Here is a 21,569-nt window from a genome sequence, read left to right as displayed (position 1 = left end):
ATCTGTTGACATTATTTCTCTGCCACCCCTGTTTTCTTGTTTGGTTCTTCCGGCTTATACCACTCCAACTCCAGCCCCTTGAACTGATGCTCGTTCAACCGCTGCATCTTCGGGATGGTCTGCTGAACGAGCGCAGACATCTCTGCATCCTCTGCCACAAGCGGCTGGATCTCCGTCAACACCTGAATCGTATCTTTGAGTGTCGGCTGCTCAAACATCGCCATCAGAATCAATTCCAGTTCATCAAAACGCACATTCCTCATAACTCAATATCTCCTCTCTTTTTGCTTTTCTGCGGTTTGGTCTGTTCCTGTGCAGGCTGCCCCTGCTTCTTGGATTTCAGACTGCGCAGGGCATCCAGAACAGACTTTTTCGTACTGCTGCGTTCCTGCTCTTTACTCTGCTGCCGTTCCGACATCAGCTTTTCCATATCGGAAATAGCTTGCTGCACCAGCTTGTCATCCCTGAAATAGTTGATGGAGTTGATGTTCTCACGCTGCACTTTATCGTTCACGACCAACTCATACATTCCAACAAAGCCGCCATCTTCCTCGATGCAGAATCCAATGCACTTGTCAGCGTTCATCCGTTCGGATGGAATCTTGTCGTAGACTTCCAACGCTTCCTCCATCGTCAGATGGTCGTGGAACTTTCCCGCAAACGTAAACTCCAAACACTCCGCAACATAAAAACTGAGTGTTTCCTCCGGCGCAGGTCTTTCTGCGGCGAGCTTTTCTATCAAAACTTCTGCCTGCTGTTCAGCCACCGTATCAGCCTGTTCCCGCAGTTCTGCCGCGTCCATGACCCTGCCCTCTGCTGCATCACAGCCAAACTCTGCCAACAGCTCTGTCATAGCCTCCTGCACAGGCTTATCTCCATCCGTTTCAAGGATGCCGCCATCTCGCTCCGTGAAGTCTTTATTATATAAGGTATAGTCGAAGCCATCGTCACAGGTCTGGATGTGAAAATAGGCATCCGGCAGTTTGTAGGCCAGTTCCACTTCCTGCACGGCTAACGCCCCCTGTAACGGCTGGACAACGTGATTCTGGATATACGGGTTATTCCAGCCCGGAACCGTTTTATAGTCCTCTACGATGGTGTCAAGGCCGTTCCTGCACTGCAAAATATCCAGTGAACCCGGCAGCGGATCAGGATTTTTCTCCACACCCAAGGCTTTCATATAATGGTTCGGAAGTGCCTGATACTGCGACATTGCATCGTTGAGATTGCCAAACCGCTTAATTTCAAGCGGAACAGCCTGCCGGTTCTCGACCACATAGAATCGCTTTACAAATGGCTGTTCCAACTCTTTCTGCTTTTCCAGTTTCTCTCGGTACATCGTCACAAAGCCATCCAGTACAGCCGAATGGCTGGTAACTACCCAATCTGCTCGAAATTTAATGATTCTCGCATTATTCTCCGGGGTGCCGACTTGCTCCGCCCATTCCTTATTACTGTGAGAAAAGCGGTCATCATAGTTTTTGTAGCGCAAGGTATTCGCAAGAATGTACCCCACACGCTCCATACCATACTGCTTCACCACCTGATTGACTGCACCATCGCCAAGGTGCATCCCGTCATAATTGTCCGCAATCGCTTCATGGATTGCCTGCTTACACTCGCCGTTCAACCGATAGGAGGTACGGTATAAATCCACCTCGTCATTTTCTTTGGCATAGCTGAACGGCTCATAGTAGACAGGCACATCCGAATAGTCCTGCGCGCTGTTGTCCGGCACCGGCGCAGCCTTTTCAATGATCTCCGATACCACATCATCCTTATTCGGCATATTCCATTTTTCAGAAAGATACTCTTTTACCGCATCCAAAAATTCATCATCGAAGCCGTTCCACAAATCCTCTGCCACCAGCTTGCCCTGCTCATCGACTGCAACACAAGCCGCCATATCGCCGTGTTCCTCATGCTCCAGCAGGAAGAACTTTTCCCCACCGATCTCCGTTTCATCAACGGCATACCATGTACCGAGATGCCCCTCGACTGCGATGTGGTCGGAATCGCCGTGGATCAGACCATTCCTTTTCTGCTGCTGTTCCTCCATGAACTCTCGCACGGTCAACTCCGCGCCTGTGAAGTTCAGCCCATCCTCGCCAAGTTCCAGCCGCCCGTCTGCGCCAAGGTCAAGTTCTTCGGCCATCAGGACAGATGCTGCATGGTTCACCACCACCGTTTTCTCCACTGTAATGGGCTGGCCGGGGTCGTAGTCCGAGCCGCGCAGATCATAGCGATATAAGCCATCCGGCACATCTTCATCCCGCAGTCGGCCATTGCTGAAAAGACCCGGCTTATCAAAGATTTCGATTTCCTGCAGTTCTTCGTTCAAAAGGTTTTCTTTCTGCAAATCCAGATTCCTTTCCTTGAAAAAATCCGGCAGTTCTGCAAATCCAATGCTGTCCACATAGTAGGCTTTGACTGTACTGCCATCATTGAGTACCAGCACGTCGCTGACCGACAGCGAATGACCCGTAAAATCTGCCGGACGCTGGATATTGAACCGTTCATAAATGCCATCCAGCGTGTCCTTTTCCGTAAGCGGTGCGGTATAGATCAGGTCATAATCTGCACGGGAAACCGTTATGCCTTTCTTCTGCACATAGTCCAGCCCCATGAAACGATAGTTATGTTCCGGGTCACGTTCTGTGATCTGATAAATACCGAACTGCTTTTCGCCGCTATTGAGCAGCATATTTTCCTGTTCTGTCATGTTCCGCACCTGTTCCAAGTCAGCTATCGCAATCTGGAAGGTATCACTTCCGCGCTCGATTTCCTCTCGCGCCGTGACAAGAATCGGCCACGGGCTGATGCGGACGAGATAAATCTGCTTTCCCTCGTCATACAGTCGTAAAGCCTGTTCACGGTTTATCACTGTCAGCTGAAAATCCGGGCGTGCATACTCGTCCTCTGCATAATCTTCCCGCTGTTCCAGCAAAATCGCATTCCATGCGTCTGCCTTAATGCCGAAAATGCCATCGTGCTGCTCGATTTCCTCTTGGCTTGCATAATCGCCTGCTGTGCCATCACGGAACAGCGGATAAATCCTCTCGCCCAGCCGATGCCATTCCCGTGCGCCCTCTTTCGTCAGCGGCAGTACATCATCGTGCAGATAGCCATAATCGTGCATTTCCGAAAGGCCAATCATCCCATCTGGGAGATTTTCGATTTTCTCCTGTGCATCATACATCAGGCGGTTGGCTTCTTCTTTGTCATCCTCGGCCAGTGCAGCCGCCAGATCGTTCACCAGTTCTTCCGTTGCTGCCCGATCATCCAGCTTGAAAGCAAAATTCACGATGAGATTTCGCTGCTCATCATCAAAAATCGTTTTTCCCTGCTTCTTGTCGGCAATCAACTTTTCCGCATACTGCATCGCGGTCATGCGCTCTGCACTCCTTTCTGCGACTGCCGCTTCCAGCTTTTCCAGAAAGTCGGCTGCGGTCAATCGAATCGTATCCATCGAATCTTTCAGTTCCTTCATCTCCTTGCCGCTGGCCCAGCTTGCTACATAAGGAAATGAATAATCAGACGTATCAATGCCCAGAGCCGAGCAGACCGTAAATGCAATGCTTTCAGCTTCGGTTTCTTTCGTAAGTCGGTCTTTTTCCTCGCCGTTCTTCTTCATGAAATCGCTGTTATGCAGCATCGCATGAGCGACTTCGTGGATCATCGTTTTTATGGTCTGGCTCTCGCCCATGCCGACCTGAATGCAGATTTCTTTGTCTGCATCACTGTAATAGCCTTTTGCATCTCCTTCGATTTCATCAAACCGAATCTGCACAGGCGATACCTGCTCGATTGCCACCGTAAGCAGCGCATAGTCTTTGACACTGGTCGTCAGTTCGTTCACTTCCAGCGACGGAATCGGTTCACCATCCGTCTGCGATATATCAAAAACTGTCGTCAATCGGAACCTCGGAACCACATACTCCACACGTTCCATTTCCGGTTCACCGTTTTCGTTCAGCACAGCTAGGCCCGTATCCTTGTCGATTTTCTCGCGTTCTTCCACTTCCTTGATGGGAGCCGGGGCAATGATCTGGATGCCCTTTTCGCCTTTTTTGACGTAACGGTTGAACTTATTCTTCCATGCGTTGAACCCTGCCACCAGTGTGGCATCAGGCCGCTGCATCGCAATCAGCAGCGTATTGTTGAAGCTGTAATTATGGAATTTTGCCATCGTGCGCAGGTACGTCGTGTACATTTCCGATGTAAAAATGTCCTTTACGCCCTGCCCCAGCCGTTCCGTGATTTCTTTCATCTGCTGTTTGCGGTCAACTGCCATGCACATCCTCCTTCTTTTTCTTGACCCATCGTGTTTTCATCTGGCGCGGATATTGGTCGGCCTGTTTCGGTGCCTTCGCGCCGTTCCATTCCAAGCCTCCGGCCCTGCCCTCACAGGTGTACCCGGCAGCTTTCAGGGATGCTCCATTTTCCGTTTCCAGAATGTAGGTAACAACTCTGTTGTAACCCATTGCCCGTGCTGCACGGTACGCCGCCGCATACAGGATGCTGCAGGCGTTTGGAGTTCCATCCGTACACAGGCGATTAACTTCCAGCGTATAGCCATCGTCCAGCCGCCGTGCCACGGGTCTGCCGCAGATAGCAACCCCCACCAATGCGCCATTGTCCGATACGCCGATAGAAAATTTATGTCCTCGTGTCGGCTTATGGTGGCGGTGATACTGCTGCACAAATGCGTTTGCCGCTTTCAGATTGATCGGTGTTAATGTCAGCAAATGCCCTCCTTGTTCAAAAATACCCCGTTAGATTCCTTGCAGAGATCTAACGGGGTTATCCTATTTACAGTTCCATATTGTGACTTTTCCGCTTCTGGGATTTCTGCGGTTCTGCGCTGCGCTCTGCCTGCTTTGCATGAAGCTGTGCCAGTACAGAGGGTTTCCGCACATTGTCCGCCGTGCGCTCTGCAACGCGGCCTGCATAGTTCACAGGCTGGCGCGGCCTGTCTGCAACTTCGGTTTCGGCTGCATCCTCGTCCACTCCCAGCGCATCCTCACTGCCCTTTTCATCCATGTTGAGCAGAGAGTTCAGCTCCGCAAGGCGCGCAGATTTTTCAGCCAGTTCCGCTTCCTGCACAAAGGGACGTTTGGCTTCTTCCTTTGCCTGCGCCAACTGCTGTTCCAAGGTTTCCAGTCTGCGTTCCACCTGCGGCAGCGTTCTTTCAATGCCTGCCAGCGCATTGGTAACGCGCAGAATGTTACCCTGCGGGTCTTTGCCGACTTCCATCGAGTAGTTCCATGCACCCTTGATGGACAGGCGGAACACCTTATCGAAGTTGTCAAACCGGGAATGCAGTTCAAACGCACCGTAGCTGCCAATCCTGCCCTCGGTGCCTGCTGCTTTCAAAGCCTTGCAAGCCTCGATAATGGCTGCACCTGCTTCCTTGCGTTCGCTGTACACCTTACCGCTGATTTCCATAGCGAAGTGGTCTTTGTCCTGCGCCAGAAGCGGTTTTGCCGCTTCCATATCGGTTTTCAGTGCTTCAATCTGACCCTGTGCCACAGCGATTTCTCGCGGATAGCGGCGTGCAATATCCGATTCCAAGCTATAAATCTGACTGGTGTGATTGGCTTTTAGCAGCTTCAGCTTACTGACCTGAATATCCAAATCCATCTTTTCCTTGATGTAGGGATTACCCGTTGCCAGTGCCTTGATTTCGGCATAGGACAGCGCGGTATCGTCCACATCATCGCAGGCACGGACAGGCGACTTGGATGTCATAATCTGGCTTATAAACTTCTGTTTATTTTCCAGAATTTGCCACATATACGAATCAAACGTATTTTCCGTGACATAACGATAGATTTTCACCTGCTTATTCCGGTTTCCCTGCCGGAGAATACGCCCCTCCTGCTGTTCCAGGTCAGACGGCTTCCACGGGCAGTCCAGATGATGCAGTGCAATCAGCCGATCCTGAATATTGGTTCCCGCGCCAAGTTTCGGCGTAGACCCCATCAGGATTCGCACTTGTCCGGCGCGCACTTTTACAAAAAGCTCTGCCTTTTTGGTTTCGGTGTTATACTCGTGAATGAACGCCACTTCTTCACGGGGAACACCTCTCGCCACCAGCTTCTCCCGCACATCATCGTATACGTTGAATGTACCATCTGCCTTTGGTGTCGATAAGTCACAGAAGATCAACTGCGTTCCCTTGTCCGGCGCAGATTCTTCCCAAACCTTGAACGCATTGTCCACACAGCGATTGACCTTGCTCTCCGACTCATCCGGCAGCATCTCGTTCATAAGCCGCTGGTCGAGTGCCAGTTTTCGGCCATCGTTGGTGATTTTCAGCATGTTATCGAACTTCGGATTCACGCTGCCGTTGCGTACAGCCTCGGCACGGTCTGCAAAGGAACTCACCATTTCTTCCTGTATCTCGCTGGGTTTCAGAACTTCATTGATGTACTCTGCTTTCGGCACAGGCAGGTTCAGCATATCCGCCGTCTGCACATCTGCGGATTCTTTGAACAGAGAAATCAGTTCCGGCAGATTAAAGAACCTGGCAAAACGTGTTTTCGCACGGTAGCCGGTTCCTTCCGGGGAAAGCTCGATTGCCGTGACGGTTTCACCAAAGGATGCCGCCCAATCATCAAAGTGGCTCAGTCCCATCTTCTGCAGGGTGTCATACTGGAGATACCGCATAATGGTGTACAGTTCCACCATCGAGTTGCTGACCGGGGTTCCGGTTGCAAACGTCACACCCTTGCCGCCTGTCAGCTCATCCAAGTACTGACACTTTGCAAACATATCGCTGGACTTCTGTGCATCGGTCTGTGCAATACCTGCGATATTCCGCATTTTTGTGTAGAGGAACATATTTTTATAGAAATGTGACTCGTCCACAAACAGACGGTCAACACCCAGTTCCTCAAATGTAACCACATCATCCTTTCTCGTCTGGTCGTTCAGCTTTTGCAGCTTTGCTTCCAGTGTTTTCTTTGTTTTTTCCATCTGCTTGACCGTAAAACTGCGGCTGTCCTCACTCCGGGCATCGGCCAGAGCCAGCGTAATATCGTCGATCTGACGCTCTACAATGGCTTTCTGCCGTTCCGGGGAAAGCGGCACACGCTCAAACTGCGAATGACCGATCACGATGGCATCGTAATCGCCGGTTGCGATACGGGAGCAGAACTGCTTTCGATTGCTGGGTTCAAAATCCTTCTTCGTTGCCACCAACACATTCGCATTGGGATAGAGCCGCAGGAAATCTGCGCCCCACTGCTCCGTGAGGTGATTCGGTACCACATAGAGATTCTTCTGCGACAGGCCCAGCCTGCGGCTCTCCATGCCGGCAGCAATCATCTGGAAGGTCTTGCCTGCGCCCACGCAATGCGCCAGCAGCGTATTGTTGCCGTACAGAATGTGCGCTACCGCATTTTTCTGGTGCGGCATCAGAGAGATTTCCGGGGTCATGCCCTCGAAACGAATATGACTGCCATCGTACTCACGAGGACGAATCGCATTGAAAATTCGATTATAGGTCGCACACAAATCCTCGCGGCGGTCTAAATCCTTGAAAATCCACTGCTTGAACGCTTCCCGAATGGATTCCTGTGCCTGCTGTGCAAGCATGGTTTCCTGCTTGTTCAGCACACGGTGATCGCCGTCCGCATCGTGAATCGTATCGTAGATTTTGGTATCGCGGAGGTTCAGCGCATCTTCCAGCAGCTTATAGGCGTTGACCCGCATCGTTCCGTAGGTATTGGTAACAAGCGGATTGCCGCGATCCAGCGACTTGCCCGAAATGTTCCATGCACCAGAGATTTCAGAGTAGGTCGCTTTAATATCACTGCCCACATAGTAGTTCGGGGTCTTGAGCACTTCTCTCATAAACTGCGTGATGTACTCCGGCTTTACCCAGTTTGCACCTAGCCGCACTTCAATTTCCGAAGCATCCAAATCCTTGGGCTGTACCCGTTTGAGGTAATCCACATTGATTTGATATTCAGCATGGTTTTCCGCAAAGGTTTCTGCTGTGGCCAGTTTTTCACGCACATTGCCGGACAGGTATTCATCCGAAGTTTCCCACTGCTGTGTCACAGGGTTTCGGAAAATTGCACCTGCCAGTTCATCCGTGATTTCCTGTTCCGGTTTGCCGCAGAGCTGCATCATAAACGGCACATCCACCTTCGCTTTCTCTCCAATGGAAAGTGCCAGAGCTTCGCTGGGCGTGTCCACCGAGGTAACAGGCTCCGGCTTACGGATGGTACGTTTGGTGAAAATATCAGCAAGCCGTTTGAGGTTCTTCTCCTCATCCAGAATTTCCAGCGATGCCAGCAGACAATAACTGCTGTCCTGTCGGAACGCCCGCTTATTGGCAGTGCTGTTGATCAGACCATACTGCGCCTTAAATGCGGTGTACTGCTGTTTCAGTTCATTCTGCAAAAGCTGTACTTCTGCATCCGAACCATCATGCAGCTGACAATCCAACAGCTTCCTAGTAGTTTCCCGCAGAGCGATCATGCCCAGCACTCGCTCTGCAGTTACGGCAGGCAGTTCCACCTTGTTCATAAAGGAGTTTTCACGGTAGTAAATCTGCCCGTCCACGTTCGTGAAGCTGAAATTCTTCACACTTGGGTCTGCCGGAATGGGTTCTTCCTGCACATCCAGTTCATCGTCGGAGATTTCCGGCTCTGTGATGGTGGCATGGATGCTGCTGACCGCTTCTTTCAACTGCTTAGCAAGGTCTGCCCCCTCGATGGGTTTGACTGTAGTTTCCTGCTTGCCATACTGAGTACTTTCGGTGGTGATCTCCCCCAGCACCATCTCAGGATGCTGCGCAAAATACTGGTTAATGGAGTAGCCTTCCGGTGTTTCGCCAAGGTCTACCCAGTCAGCCCGTTCCACCGCTGCACGGTCACGCTTTTGCAGGAACAGAATGTCAGCAACCACGCTGGTGTTGGCATTGCGCTGGAACGCATTGTTCGGCAGACGAATCGCACCGACCAGATCAGCGCGGTTGGCAAGGTATTCACGGACAGAGGAATCCTTCTTATCCATCGTACCGCTGGACGTTACCACCGCTACCACGCCGCCCGGACGCACAAGGTCAAGGCTCTTGGCGATAAAATAATCGTGGATGAGGAAATTGTGGCGGTCATACCGCTTATCCGGTACTTTGTAATTACCAAACGGTACGTTACCCACAACACAGTCAAAGAAGCTGTCCGGGAACTGCATTGTTTCAAAGCCCTGCACCGCAATCTTGTTTTTCTGGTACAACTGCTGTGCAATGCGGCCTGAAATGCTGTCCAGCTCCACACCGTACATCTGAATCTTCTCCATGCTGTCCGGCACCAGACCCATGAAATTGCCGACACCACAGGACGGTTCCAGCACATTGCCTTTGGACAATCCCATATTGCCCAGAGCTTCATACATTGCCTTGATGACCGTAGGAGAAGTGTAAAACGCATTCAGCGTACTGGCGCGGGCTTCCTTATACTCATCCGCCGTGAGCAGGGACTGTAGTTCGGCATACTCTTTCGACCATTCTGCGTTGTTTTCATCGAACACCTGCGGAATGCCACCCCAGCCTACATACCGAGAAAGAATCTCCTGCTCCTCTGCGGTGGCCTGCCGCTGTTCTGCATCCAATGTTTGCAGCACCCGAATGGCCTCCACGTTGGCTTTATACTTTGTTTTCGGCCCTCCTGCGCCGAGATCATCGTCCGTAATACGGAAGTTAATAGGTTTCTGTTTGGGCTGTGCAGGCTGTTTTGTTTCTGCTCCACTGTCCAGCGGAAGATTGTGCTGCCGCCGTGCATGGTTGACCTCTGCCGGGGTCATAGGCTGCTGGGTCAGCGGTTCAAGGGCTTCCTCTGCTGCTGCACGGCTGATGGCATCCGTTCGGTTCTGCACATCTGCGATCAGCTGCATCTGTTCTGGCGGGAAGTCAGGGTTAAGCAGTTCTTCCAGTTCGCCGCCCGATTCTGCCACCGAATAGATCACATCCATCTGCTCCGGGGAAAAATCCTCGTAGGCTACACCAGCATTGTGCAGAGCCGTAAAGACCGTGATTTCCACTGCTTCTTCCATCGGCACATCTACCTGTTCGTACAAATGCCGAATGTACTCCAGCGGTTCCATTCGGAAAATCGGATACCGGGCTTCTTTCGCAAGGGTCATGTCCTGCAAGCTGACCGTTCCCTGTTCAAAGTTGACCGAATCCACACGGAACTCTCTATCGTCCAGTTCAACGATGGTATTGACTGGCAGATATTCCTCTCTGCGGAAATACTTTGTCTGCGCATGGGTTCCATCTTCCTGCTGGCCGGACAGATAGACGCTCTCCCCCTGCTTCCAGAGCTTCTTTGCCTGTGAAGCCCACTGTTCACGCGGAAAACCAGATACCTCAACCTTGCCGAGTGCGGTTTCCTTTTCCAACAGCTTGCTGCCAAGAAATTCTGAAACGCGCTTCGCATCCTCGCCGTAGAACTCAAAGTTACCGTGCTGCTCGTAGCCGACCAGCGCATTCGGGTAACGCTCTTTCAGCGCGTTATACTCGTTGGCGGCATCCAGTGGCAGGGGCTGCAGCGTCTGCTCCGAAGGCTTTTCATCTGCAATGGGCACATCTTTTCGGGGTTTCTCAACCGCTGCGGCGGTTGACTGCTCTTTCGATTGCGGCTCCTGCTCCATGAAGTCAAACATGGAAATCTGCCCCTGTTCAGGACCCACAATCTCAACAGCCCTCTTTTTTTCCGGGAAAATCGTGTACGTTCCCTCGACATACTGGTGCAGGATAGAGAGGGATTCTGCCTTGCGCTCATATTCTTCCGAATCTAGCGGCACGGACAGCAACGCATTGTCCATCTGCTCCAGCAGTTCCACCGCCTGTTCAGGAGCTTCCAGCTTTTCGACGAGAGCCTTTCGTCCCTCTTCGTGGTAAAGATCCTGCGGGAAAGGACGTTCCACCTCGTTCGGCAGATGGTAATAGAAGCCCATCACCCGCATTGCCATCTGCTCCTGCTCATAGACAGGCATCCGGGAATAGTCCGCTGGTTTCAGATATTCACTGGCACGGATAAGCTGGTCGATCCGGCCTGCGGCCTGATTCCAGTTCAGATGAACGCTGGCATACGAGTTTCCGTATGAGCCGCGTTCCAAAACAATATTTCTGCCATCGTGATCTTCGTGAGAATCGTCTGCCCCACAGAGTGCATGGCTGCTGCCGCCGATCCCGTAATGGTCTTTCAGGAAGTCAGCCCGCACTTTTTTGTCCTCATGATTCAGGAAAAACGAATAGATTGCCAGCCGACTGTCCGAATAATTGCTGCCCCGTGTGAAATATCCATTGATTTCATCATCCGTAATGAATCGTTTGTACTCATTCCAGTGGAAGCCATCCCGCGCCGAGTAATTCTGATAGGGTTTTGCAAACTGGTGGAACAGCGCCGCCACCTTATCCGGCTTATAAAAGTGCATCCGCATCAGGTCTTTATCTTCGGCGTAGGCTTCCCCCAGCGCAGATAATCTGTCGTTTAGGTCAGTCAGAAAATCCGTGTCATCCAGCAAGTCTGCCAGCCTGTCTGTCAGTTCCGGGAAACCACCCCTGAAGATTTCTGTATCCTGAAACACTGCTTCGGCAACACCGTCTGCCAAGTCACGTTCCATATAAGCCAACGTCTGCGCGTGTTCCTGCAAAGCATTCTGCCGTGCAGCATCCAGAACCGCCTGCGGAGCATACTCACCCTGCCGGAGCAGTTCATGGATACGATTGCTCACATCCTCCCAGGATAAAAACGCATTGGCAAGCGTACCGCCCTTTGCCGTGTCACCTGCTGCAATGCGCAGTCCCAAATCGTCGAACCAGACCGCATACTTTGCACCGTCAATCTCAAAGCCTTTGCCGCCCGTACCATATTCGTTTTTCACGAACTCTGTATATTCTTCCGGAGTTTTCTCGACCATGAAATTGTAGATCAGACGCAGCCGCCCCTTGCTGCGGTTGCTACCCGTGCGCAGGATTTCATCGACCACTTCAGGATCAAGTGCAATTTCATCCGCATACCGCGCCTGGATCGGTGCTTCAATGGCGCGGATCTGCTGTTCCACGGTCGGCAGATCAGGCAAAGAAAAAGCAGAGGCAATTTCTTCCTCTGCTTCGCTCAAATCCTGTTCCGTTGTCGGTTCGGTTAATTGTACACCAATTCCTTCAAGACGATCTCCTCTGCCATCGCCGTCAGGTTGTTCTGGTGCGCCACCCATGCCAGCGGGTCTTTCTCCTTGCTCGGTGCCGGAAACTTCTCGTTCAGGCTGTCCAGCAGGGTTTCCACCCGGCTCTCCGCTGCTTCCTCGATCTGCGCCAGATGCTGGTTCAGCCTGCCGCTCATCAGCATACTCTGATACCAGTTCCTTCGGTTCTCTTTCAGGTACGTCCTGCGCAGCATCCCGTACTTCCCGATGGTCTGCGGCTCGTCCTTCACGGCCAGATTCGGGAACAGATAATCTCCCTTGCGGTAATACGTCAACTCCATTTTCTTGTCCTCCTTTGGTCGTGTTTTCTTCGGTTTCGTGCTTTAATGTGCTAAAGTCTGTATTGGTATTATACAAGCTGTCAACGGATTTTTCAAGCTGCTGCGTGATTTCTTTTTTGTAAATTTTCCGCATCTCTCGGCCAATATCAAAAAGAACCGCTTCGCACTGTTCGGAAACCGCGTTGCCAAGGAACGACAGTACCGGCAGCTTGTTGAAATCCACGATGCGAATAAAGTCATCATCGTCCAGCACATCCATAGGCTCCTGCCCGCAGCGGCGGGAAAGCGTATAGAAGATACTGTTGGTCATCAGTTCCCGGAAGCGGACACGGATGTTATCTTCGTCCAGTTCTTCCAGAAACGTATCCGCCACCTCATAGGCCAAACCGTCCATCGCTTCATCCAGATTGTCGGCGGTCAGCTGCTGCGCCAGTTCCATCAGGGCGGTGTTTATGCTGTCTGTCTGGGATAAACCATAGGTATCTTCCAGATGGTCTAAGATAGCCTGCTCATGCTCGTGGCTGTCCAGATTCCATAAGAGCGGTGTTTTTCCGCCGCGCACCAGATGGGTGTCAGCAATATCGAACACATACCGCAGCTTGGTACGCGGTCCGGTATCATCCAGAAGCGCGATGCCTTTTGCGCCACGGTTGACCCATCGGCTCATTTTCTGATTCCAGAGTTCCAGTTCTGCGCAGGCGGTCGCATCGGGCCGCTGTGCGTGGATCAGGAGTGTATCGGTGAACGAATAGCGATACAGCCGCGCCGCCACATCCAGATAACTCATCCAGTCCTGTGGCGAGTTACTGACATACCGGGCGTTCTGCTGCGCCAATTCTCGAATATCGTTAATCTGTGGCAAGGGTCAAACCTCCTTTACGTTTTCGTTTTCATCGGTGTTTTGGGAAATTCCAGACTGTACTGTGCGCGACCCTCTTCGACGCGCATCACAAGGTCAGCGGCGAATGTCTTATCTTTTTTCGCGGAATAAAAGTCTTTTACATGGGTGCGGCCTTTCTTCAAAAGGTCTACCGCCATCTTCTTGTCCAGCGTTTTTCTCATGTTGGACAAGTATCTGCTTTCTTTCCAGAGTGCAAATTTGCAGCTACGGTCTGCACAACAAAAGCTGAGCTTACTCTCATGTACAGGATTGCCGCAGACCGGGCAGTTTCCTACGCTTACCTTATTATGATTGGGAGCTGCCGCGACGGTAGGAATCTGCCGGAGGTCAACCAGCATCTTATCGAGCAATCCGTAGATGCCCTGCATAAAATCATAGGGCTTGATCTCACCGCGCTCCATCCGCAGCAGGTCATTTTCCCACTCGGCTGTCATACTGGCAGATTTCAGGTAGTCCGGGATATTGCGGATCGCGGCCACACCGTCCTCCGTGGGAATCATCTGCTTGCCTTTACGCTGCACATAGCCGGAGGATACCAGCTTTTCCAGAATCGCAGCGCGCGTTGCAGGGGTTCCCAGACCCTTCTTCTCCGTGTCCTTTTCAAATTCCTTGTTGCCTGCCGTTTCCATGGCTGACAGCAGGGTATCTTCGGTGTAGACTTTCGGCGGTGAAGTAAAGCCCTGCTTTTTCTCTGCCCGTACCACCGGAATAACCATCCCCTGTTCCAGATCGTTCGGAAGTGACGCATCCTTGTTCTTCTCCGGCTCCACAAGCGGAACAGGTTTTGCCGTATAGCCGGGCTGCAGAACATCCTTATATTTTGCCGTGAAGTTCCTGCCCTGGCAGCACACTGTTACCAGCACATCCTCATAGATGAACGACGGCTGCACAGCCTGCACCAGTTTCCAGATGATAAGCGAAAGAATCTTCTGTTTGGTTTCGGACAGCTTTGCCTTATTACACTTTGCGCCCTGCATCGTCGGCAGGATCGCATGATGGTCTGTGACCTTGCTGTTGTTGATAACGCAGCTTACGTCTGCTGCCGCGCCATCTAAGGCCAGCACCAGAGATTCCACCGTCTTGCGCATATCCTCAGTCACAAACTGGCTGTCTGTTCTGGGGTATGTCACCAGCTTTTCTTCATACAGTTCCTGTGCCGCCTGCAAGGTCTGGCTGGCGGTCATGCCATAATAGCGGTTTGCTTCTCGCTGCAAAGTTGTCAGGTCATGCAGCTTCGGGGGCTTCTTTTCTACCCTCTTTCGCTCAATGCTGCCGACCACCGCGCACTGCCCGTCACAGGCAGCCCACATGGTATCGGCATCCTGCTCCTGCGCCATCTGTTCCGATACTGCGACCATGCCCCCACCGGACAGTTCCACTTTGTAATAGGGTTCTTTTACAAAGTTCTGGATTTTGTTCTGCCGTTCGGCCAGCATCGCCAGCGTCGGGGTCTGCACCCGGCCAATGATCTGCTTTCTGCCGTATTTTTTCGTAAAAGCACGGGTTCCGTTCATGCCAATCAGCCAGTCCGCTTTTGCTCTGCACTCGGACGCTGCAAACAGGTTATCATACGCCGCACCATCTTTCAGGTTTTCAAAGCCCTGCTGGATGGCGGCATCCTCCATGCTGCTGATCCACAGCCGCTTGATGGGGAGTTTGCTTCCAGCAAGAGCATACACACGGCGGAAAATCGCTTCGCCCTCGCGTCCCGCATCGCAGGCATTCACCACATAATCAAATTTCTTGCTGCGGAGCAGTTTGCGCAGAACATTGAACTGCGGCTTCTTTGTATTATGTACCAGCAGTTTCCACTCGACAGGGAGAATCGGCAAATCCTCAAAACGCCAGTTTTCATAGCGTTCATCGTAGTGTTCCGGGGCCGCATACTCTGCCAAATGCCCCAGACACCAGCTTACCACGCAATCCCCACCCTCCAGATACCCGTCCTCCTGCCGATATGCACCGATCACTTTTGCAATGGATTTCGATACGCTCGGTTTTTCTGCAATCACCAGATATTTCAACGCTTTCTCCTTTTTGAAAAAAGCAGGGATAGCCTTTCGACTACCCCTGCATCCTTATGTTACGGTTTTCTTATGTGCCATTTTCGTTGCCGGACTGATTATCCTCGTTCACAGTCGCAAGGCTCTGGTCGGTTTCCAGATTTTCACTCTGCGGCGTTTCTTCTTTCGGCTTCGGCTTATAAATGTAGAAGTAGAAGAAAGCACCTGCGCCGCCCAGCGCAGCCACGAACACCAGCAGCAGAATCTTATTCATGCCGCCGCTCGATTCTTCTTTCGGTTCTTCGATTTCCACATCCGGGGTAGGTTCCGGCTTGGTTTCGGGCAGAACTACCGCAGGCGTTTCTTCTTCCTGCTTGCCGTTCCGCTCTTCATCATCCAGAAACTCCTGCAAATCGTACTCGTCGATCATCGAGAGCATATAGACGTTCTCACTGTTTCGCGCCCGGTCGATCACCAGAAAGAATGTGTTGCCGCCCTTCGTCTTGACCGTGAAGAACTCCTTACTGGGGTCATCCACCATGTTGTCCTCCACCTCACCGTTGCCTGCGATGGTGAACGGAATCTTTTCTTCCTCGGTCGGCTCTGCTTCCTCGATCACCTGTGCAGGTTCCTCCGCCACCTCGGTAGTGTCCACATAGGCAAAGACCGGGGTCGAAAAGCCCACTGCCATCAGCAGGGTCAGAATTGTGCTGGGAATAACAACACCCAGCCGTTTAAGCATCTTTTTCAATCGCTTCCTCCGTTTCTGCTTCCTCCGAAGCGTTGTTTACAGCGGTCAGGAACGTCACGTTGCCCGCCTGAATGTTGTCAAGCAGAGCCAGCAGTTCGCGCCCGCCCATCTTGGTGCTGCGGATGGCACGAATGATCTCGCTGTCCTCTTCCTTTTTCTGTGCTGCCCGGATGGTTCTCAGCCGTTCCTCCAGTTCAGCAATCTGCTGTTCTGTCTTTTCGGCTTCATCCAGATATTTCTGTAATTTCTTGCCCATCGGTCCTCCTTTCAGTTGATACGTCCAAAGCCTAAAAAGTGGCTCTGCCAGTAGGTCGAATTGATGCTGGTGTAGGAAATGGGGTCGCCGCAGTGGATCATCATGCCATTGCCGACATAGATTCCAACGTGCGACGCGCCAACGGTGTTATAGGTTTTCTCAAAGAAGATCAAGTCACCGGGCTTTGCATCCCCAGGAGAAACATAACTGCATTTCCCACGCAGACCATTGGCTGTTGTACGCCCAACGCTCCACCCGTTGCCGCAGTTATTGATAACCCAGCAGACAAAGCCGGAGCAATCAAAACTGGTGCTTGGGGAACTGCCGCCCCACACATACGGCATACCCAGATACTTCTCAGCTTCCTTTATCATCTTTGCGAACTTTTCATCCGAAAGGGCTTCCGATGGAATATCATACTTGAAACCACCGCCGGAGCCACCAGTACCGCCGCCCGTGCCAATACTGCCCGTTGTGCCGCCGCTGTATGTCGGGGAGCCTGCACCGAACAGTTCCGGGCGGTTGCCGTAGGTCAGGTTGTAGGCATCGTATCGCCCGGTCTGCTTCTGGTTCATGTTCTTCCGCGCGATGGTATCGAAGCCCTTATTTTTCAGCAGGACATTGAGGATTTTGTATTCATACTCCACTTCTTCCTGATAGGTATAGGTTTCCATGCTGATGTTTCCAAAAGCGTCAATCGTTGGCCGAACCCCTACTCTGGTTTCCATGCGAGTGCGAATCTCAATGGTTTCCCACACTTTCAGGAGATACTGCTGCTTGAACAGTTCCTTGATAACAGGCTTGACCTGTCCTCTGGTGAACTGCTCATAAACTGCAGTCAGATAGGAAATAAGCTGATATGGGTCATGCCCGATTTCATCAAGTTGATAGCGGTATTCATCATAGCCCGGATGGGTGGATTCCATCTGCCGAATCTGCTTATCCAGTTCTTTTTCCAGTTCCAGATAATCTTCTTCCGCACCTTTCATGTCGGCATCCTTGCTGGGGTAGGTCGTTCCCACAAAGGTACTGCCTGTTCCCTGAATCGCTGCACCACAGCTTGAAAACGCTCCCAACATTACCATCACCAGCAGGATACCCACACCAATACCGACCCACAAAGTTTTATGCTGCACGACGATCTCCTGCACCGCCGCTTTCGCTTTCTCCGTAATGGTGTTTGTTGCCGCTGCTGCCTGCTTGCTGGCGGCAGTTCCGGCTTTCTGGCCGCGCTTGGCGGCTGCATAGGCATCCTTATACTGCTTTTTCTGGTAAAACTTCGCACCGACTGTTTTTGCTTCACCTCCTGCGGCAGTCGGTGGCGGCTGGGGCTGTTTCTTTTTCAGCTGCGGTTCTGCTGCATTTTCTGCCGTGCCGCCCTCGCTCTCGGAGAATTTCAGACGGCTGGATTTCTGATCCTCCCCACCTCTTTTCTCCGCTCTGGCAGATTTATCTTTGGGCTTTTTTCTGCCTTTGACAAAGTGGTGCAGGCGTTCAGCTGCTTCTTCTGACTTGTGTGCAGCTTCCACACCGGAATTGTCCTTTTCTACCTGATGTACTTTCTGATGGGCAAATCCGGTGGCGGTATCCACTCCTTTCTTCGCCACCTTCTTAACGCCCATCCCCACGCCACGGACGATGCCGCCCTTTTCGTCTTCAAAAGAAAGTCGGCCTTTCTTGGTCTGCGGCTCTGCATCCGATTCCGCAGGCGCATCCTTTGGCTTACCCTCCTCCTGATGGGCTTTGTAATAGTCTGCGCTCTGCTTGGCGGTGCTGTGATGCCGGGGTGTTTCCTCCTTCCCATCCTCGGCATCCATACAGATTTCTTCGTCCACAACAGGTTCTTCGTCTGTTTCCTTTTCCGCAGTTTCTTTTGCCGAATCTTCCTGCTCCGGCTTTTCTGCTACGGTTGCGGACTTCTGCTCCCCGGTGCGGAGGTTTTCATCCACCAGACCGTCTTTGGTCATCTTCTGGACGATTTTATCTCTGCCCCGGAACTTTTTGTCTGCTATGGAAATCACCTCCTTCCGGCTGGAGCCGTCATGCGATCAAGGCTGCGTGGGTTTCCCACTTGTCAAGCACCTGCTCCAGCTTCCGGGCAAAGGCGATCAGACGGGCATTCACTTCCTCACGGTCAAGATAACCGTGGGCTTCCATGTGAAAGCCGTCAGTCAGTTCATCGGCCAGTGTGCCAACGGCATAGAAATCTTCCAGCACCGTATGCACCACCGATTCTTCATCGTGGAAGTTGAGCGGCTCCACCTCACCAAAGGGCGGGCCGGAATCGCTTTCGTGCGGCTCCATGTCAGAGTGATGATGAATCTTGCGGCTCAGTCGGTCAAAAATATTCGATGTGTTCATGCTTCTTTTTTCTCCTTATATTTTCCCATCTCATTGGGCTTCGTTGTCATCAGGCTATACAGTTTCAGCGAAGTATCGAACTTATCCTTGAACGGGATAATCGTGTTGCCGTAGAACAGCAGCCCCTCACCCTCGTTACTGTTCGTCACATACGACAGCTGGAACGGCGAAATGTTAAGCTGCTTGGCAAGGATTTGCCGATCGCCGGATGCCTGGTTGAGCATATAAATGAAATCGCTGTTCTCAAAGATGTTCTCGATTTCCCGGCTTGCGAGCAAATCCTTGATGTTCTGCGTAATTCCTGTCGGTATACCGCCCCATTTTCGGAACCGCTTCCAGATTTCGACGCTGTATGCTGCGGTCTGCTCTTCCTTTAAGAGCAAATGGAATTCGTCTATATAGTACCGTGTGTTCTTTTTACCGCTGCGATTGATGGTAACACGGTTCCAGACCTGATCCTGGACGATGAGCATACCCAGCTTTTTCAGCTGCTTACCCAGTTCCTTGATGTCGAAACAGATAATGCGATTATCCAGTTCCACATTGGTCTGATGGTTGAACACCCGCAGAGAACCATTGACATAGATTTCCAGTGCCGTAGCGATACGCTGTGCCTGCCGTTCTTTCTGCTCCCGCAGGCAGTCATACAGATCACCGAGCGTCGGCATGTTTTCGGGTTTCGGATCATTCAGGTACTTCTGATAGACCAGCGGCAGGCAACGGTCAATGACCGATTTTTCTTCCGGCTCCATACCATCCCGTGCGCCCATGATCAGTTCGCACAGGGAAAGAATAAAGTCCGATTTCATACCCAGTGGGTTATCATCATCCGCATAGTTCAGGTTGATGTCCATCGGGTTGATGTAGTCCCGGCTGGTAGACGAGATATGAATGACCTGTCCGCCCAGTGCTTCCACCAGCGGATAATACTCGCCCTCCGGGTCTGCCACGATAATATCGTCCGTTGTGGTAAAGAACACGTTGGTGATCTCACGCTTTGCACTGAACGACTTACCGCTGCCCGGTGTGCCGAGGATCAGACCGTTCGGGTTTTTCAGCTGCTTCCGGTCTGCCATAATCATGTTGTTAGACACCGCGTTCAGACCGTAATAGAGGGAGTCTCCCTCCATGAAAAGCTCCTGCGTGGTGAAGGGAACAAAGATTGCTGTGGAGGTAGTGGTCAGTGCGCGCTTGATAGGAACAAGATTATTGGCCAGCGGCAGACTGCTCATAAGGCCCTGCTCCTGCAGATAATCCAGACGGTTCAGCGTGCAGTTAAACTTCTGCGCGATACCAGCAGTCTGAAACACAGCACTATCCAGATCCTGCTTGGTCTTGGCCGTATTGAGGAAAAGCACCGTAACAAGGAACATACGCTCATTACGGCTCTGCAGATCATCCAGAATCTTCTTGGCCTCGCCACCATAAGTTGCAAGGTCGCTCGGAATAATTTCCATATCATAACCAGACCTCACAGCTTTCTTCTGTTCCTCAATTTTCATACGATCCAGGTCGGTAATTTTGCCTTTGATCAGTTTGATGGCTTTCAGCTGGTCAACCGACCGCACATGGATACTGACCACCAGATTTTTGTCCATATCCAGAAACTCAGCCAGCACCTTATCCGTCAGTTCCGGGGCAAGGATGTTCAGATAGGATGCAGCACCATAGGTGTCACCCATCATAAAGTCCTTGCCACTCTTGAACAGAAAACTGGTCGGGGCAATGAAGTCCTTGGTGGTCATGCCGCTCTGCAGGATGCGGTCATAGCTAAAATCGAACTTCTGCTGTTCTTCCTGATGAAAGGTTTCGTACATGATCTGAAGCCGTTCCACGCCGTTCAGCGGGTAGGCTTTCACGCCCAGCACCTTGAAATTATTGAGAATATCGGTTTCGATACGCTCTAACCGGGGCTTTGCTTCCCGGACACTTTTCGCTTCAATGCTAAACGTGATGTACTTCGTCCGAACCAGACCGTTGTTGCCCTTGGCAAGCTGTTGTTTCAGCATCTGCGCATATTCCATACGCACATCATCAAACTGGTCGTGCTGCGGCTCGATCTGGATGACCTTGTTGTACTCGCTCATATCACTTTTGTGATTCATGAACGAAAGCTGAAAGCGAATGCTGGCATCGAAGTAATTGAGGAAGTCGCACCAGCTTTCAAAGATGGTGTTCTTGTCCTCATTCTGTGCCAGCTGATAGTTGATATCGTAGAATCGGATCGTTTTGGAATACAGATGTTCCTCCACCCGGCAGATACCATCGTGCCCCATTTCCAGATACGGAATGGAACGCTGCACGGTGAGCCGCTGCTCCTTTTCACTCTTTTCGGGCTTGCGGAAGAACTTCTGGAAGAAGCCGCCAAGGGGCAGTTTCTTCTTCGGTTCACTTTTTACCAAGAATGCCTCCTTTCTTCTGGATCGGTGCTGCGGTTTCCAGTTCCCGCTCATACAGGTTTTCGACCTCATAGCGGCGTACCGCAGGACGTTTGAAGCGGACGCTGATGAAATTCGTCAGGATGGTTTCAAGGTGCATCCCGTTTTTCTCATACAACGCAAAGAAAAACTCCGGCAGCATCAGGAGCACCATGCCTGCCGCCGCATTGCTGGTTCCCAGCGTATCGCGCGTGAGGAAATAAAACGGAACGCCAATGCCTGCCGCGAACCCCATACATACAAGCTGGCGTTTCGTCAGGTTCAGAAAGACCTTATTCTTCACTTTAGAAAGGTCTTTGGGAATTGTTACATAGGCCATTTATCACTAGAACAGCACGACCGCCGCCGGGAAA

11 protein-coding genes are annotated in these 21,569 nt (G+C 51.7%); all 11 read right to left on the bottom strand.

The features are described 5' to 3' along the window. Positions 1-11: 11 nt before the first annotated feature. A complete protein-coding gene (locus MTP37_RS04820; protein ID WP_249238421.1) occupies positions 12-263 on the bottom strand; it encodes a transposon-transfer assisting family protein in 252 nt (83 codons plus the stop codon). After that, entirely contained in the window at positions 260-4,294 is a 4,035-nt protein-coding gene (locus MTP37_RS04815; protein ID WP_249238420.1) for a DUF3849 domain-containing protein, read from the bottom strand. Before MTP37_RS04815 ends, MTP37_RS04820 begins: the two co-directional genes overlap by 4 nt. Continuing rightward, entirely contained in the window at positions 4,284-4,748 is a 465-nt protein-coding gene (locus MTP37_RS04810; RefSeq protein ID WP_249238419.1) for an XF1762 family protein, read from the bottom strand. Before MTP37_RS04810 ends, MTP37_RS04815 begins: the two co-directional genes overlap by 11 nt. A gap of 64 nt (positions 4,749-4,812) precedes the next feature. Beyond that, complete coding sequence (locus tag MTP37_RS04805; protein WP_437443568.1) at positions 4,813-13,368, bottom strand: MutS N-terminal domain-containing protein; 8,556 nt, start codon at positions 13,366-13,368, stop codon at positions 4,813-4,815. A 14-nt stretch (positions 13,369-13,382) separates the two neighbouring features. Continuing rightward, the gene (locus MTP37_RS04795; protein ID WP_249238417.1) at positions 13,383-15,431 is read right to left on the bottom strand and encodes a type IA DNA topoisomerase; all 2,049 of its coding nucleotides are present in this window, start codon (positions 15,429-15,431) and stop codon (positions 13,383-13,385) included. A gap of 70 nt (positions 15,432-15,501) precedes the next feature. Beyond that, positions 15,502-16,152 (bottom strand): DUF4366 domain-containing protein, encoded by a 651-nt coding sequence (locus MTP37_RS04790; RefSeq protein ID WP_249238698.1) that lies wholly within the window; start codon positions 16,150-16,152, stop codon positions 15,502-15,504. Then, complete coding sequence (locus MTP37_RS04785; RefSeq protein WP_055187021.1) at positions 16,145-16,417, bottom strand: DUF4315 family protein; 273 nt, start codon at positions 16,415-16,417, stop codon at positions 16,145-16,147. The genes MTP37_RS04790 and MTP37_RS04785 overlap by 8 nt, the downstream gene beginning before the upstream one ends. Before the next feature lie 11 nt (positions 16,418-16,428). After that, positions 16,429-18,438 (bottom strand): C40 family peptidase, encoded by a 2,010-nt coding sequence (locus MTP37_RS04780; RefSeq protein WP_249238416.1) that lies wholly within the window; start codon positions 18,436-18,438, stop codon positions 16,429-16,431. 19 nt (positions 18,439-18,457) lie between these two features. After that, positions 18,458-18,778, bottom strand: a complete 321-nt coding sequence (locus MTP37_RS04775; RefSeq protein ID WP_128117284.1) for a hypothetical protein — start codon at positions 18,776-18,778, stop codon at positions 18,458-18,460. After that, positions 18,775-21,231 carry a VirB4-like conjugal transfer ATPase, CD1110 family gene (locus tag MTP37_RS04770; protein ID WP_396343985.1) on the bottom strand — a complete coding sequence of 819 codons (2,457 nt, stop codon included), beginning with the start codon at positions 21,229-21,231 and terminating at the stop codon, positions 18,775-18,777. Before MTP37_RS04770 ends, MTP37_RS04775 begins: the two co-directional genes overlap by 4 nt. Beyond that, positions 21,167-21,499 carry a PrgI family protein gene (locus MTP37_RS04765; RefSeq protein ID WP_437534214.1) on the bottom strand — a complete coding sequence of 111 codons (333 nt, stop codon included), beginning with the start codon at positions 21,497-21,499 and terminating at the stop codon, positions 21,167-21,169. Before MTP37_RS04765 ends, MTP37_RS04770 begins: the two co-directional genes overlap by 65 nt. Between the last annotated feature and the right edge of the window lie 70 nt (positions 21,500-21,569).

It is taken from the genome of Faecalibacterium sp. HTF-F (genome assembly GCF_023347535.1).
GTDB lineage: Bacteria > Bacillota > Clostridia > Oscillospirales > Ruminococcaceae > Faecalibacterium > Faecalibacterium wellingii.
This window is presented reverse-complemented; position numbering and strand designations above follow the sequence as displayed.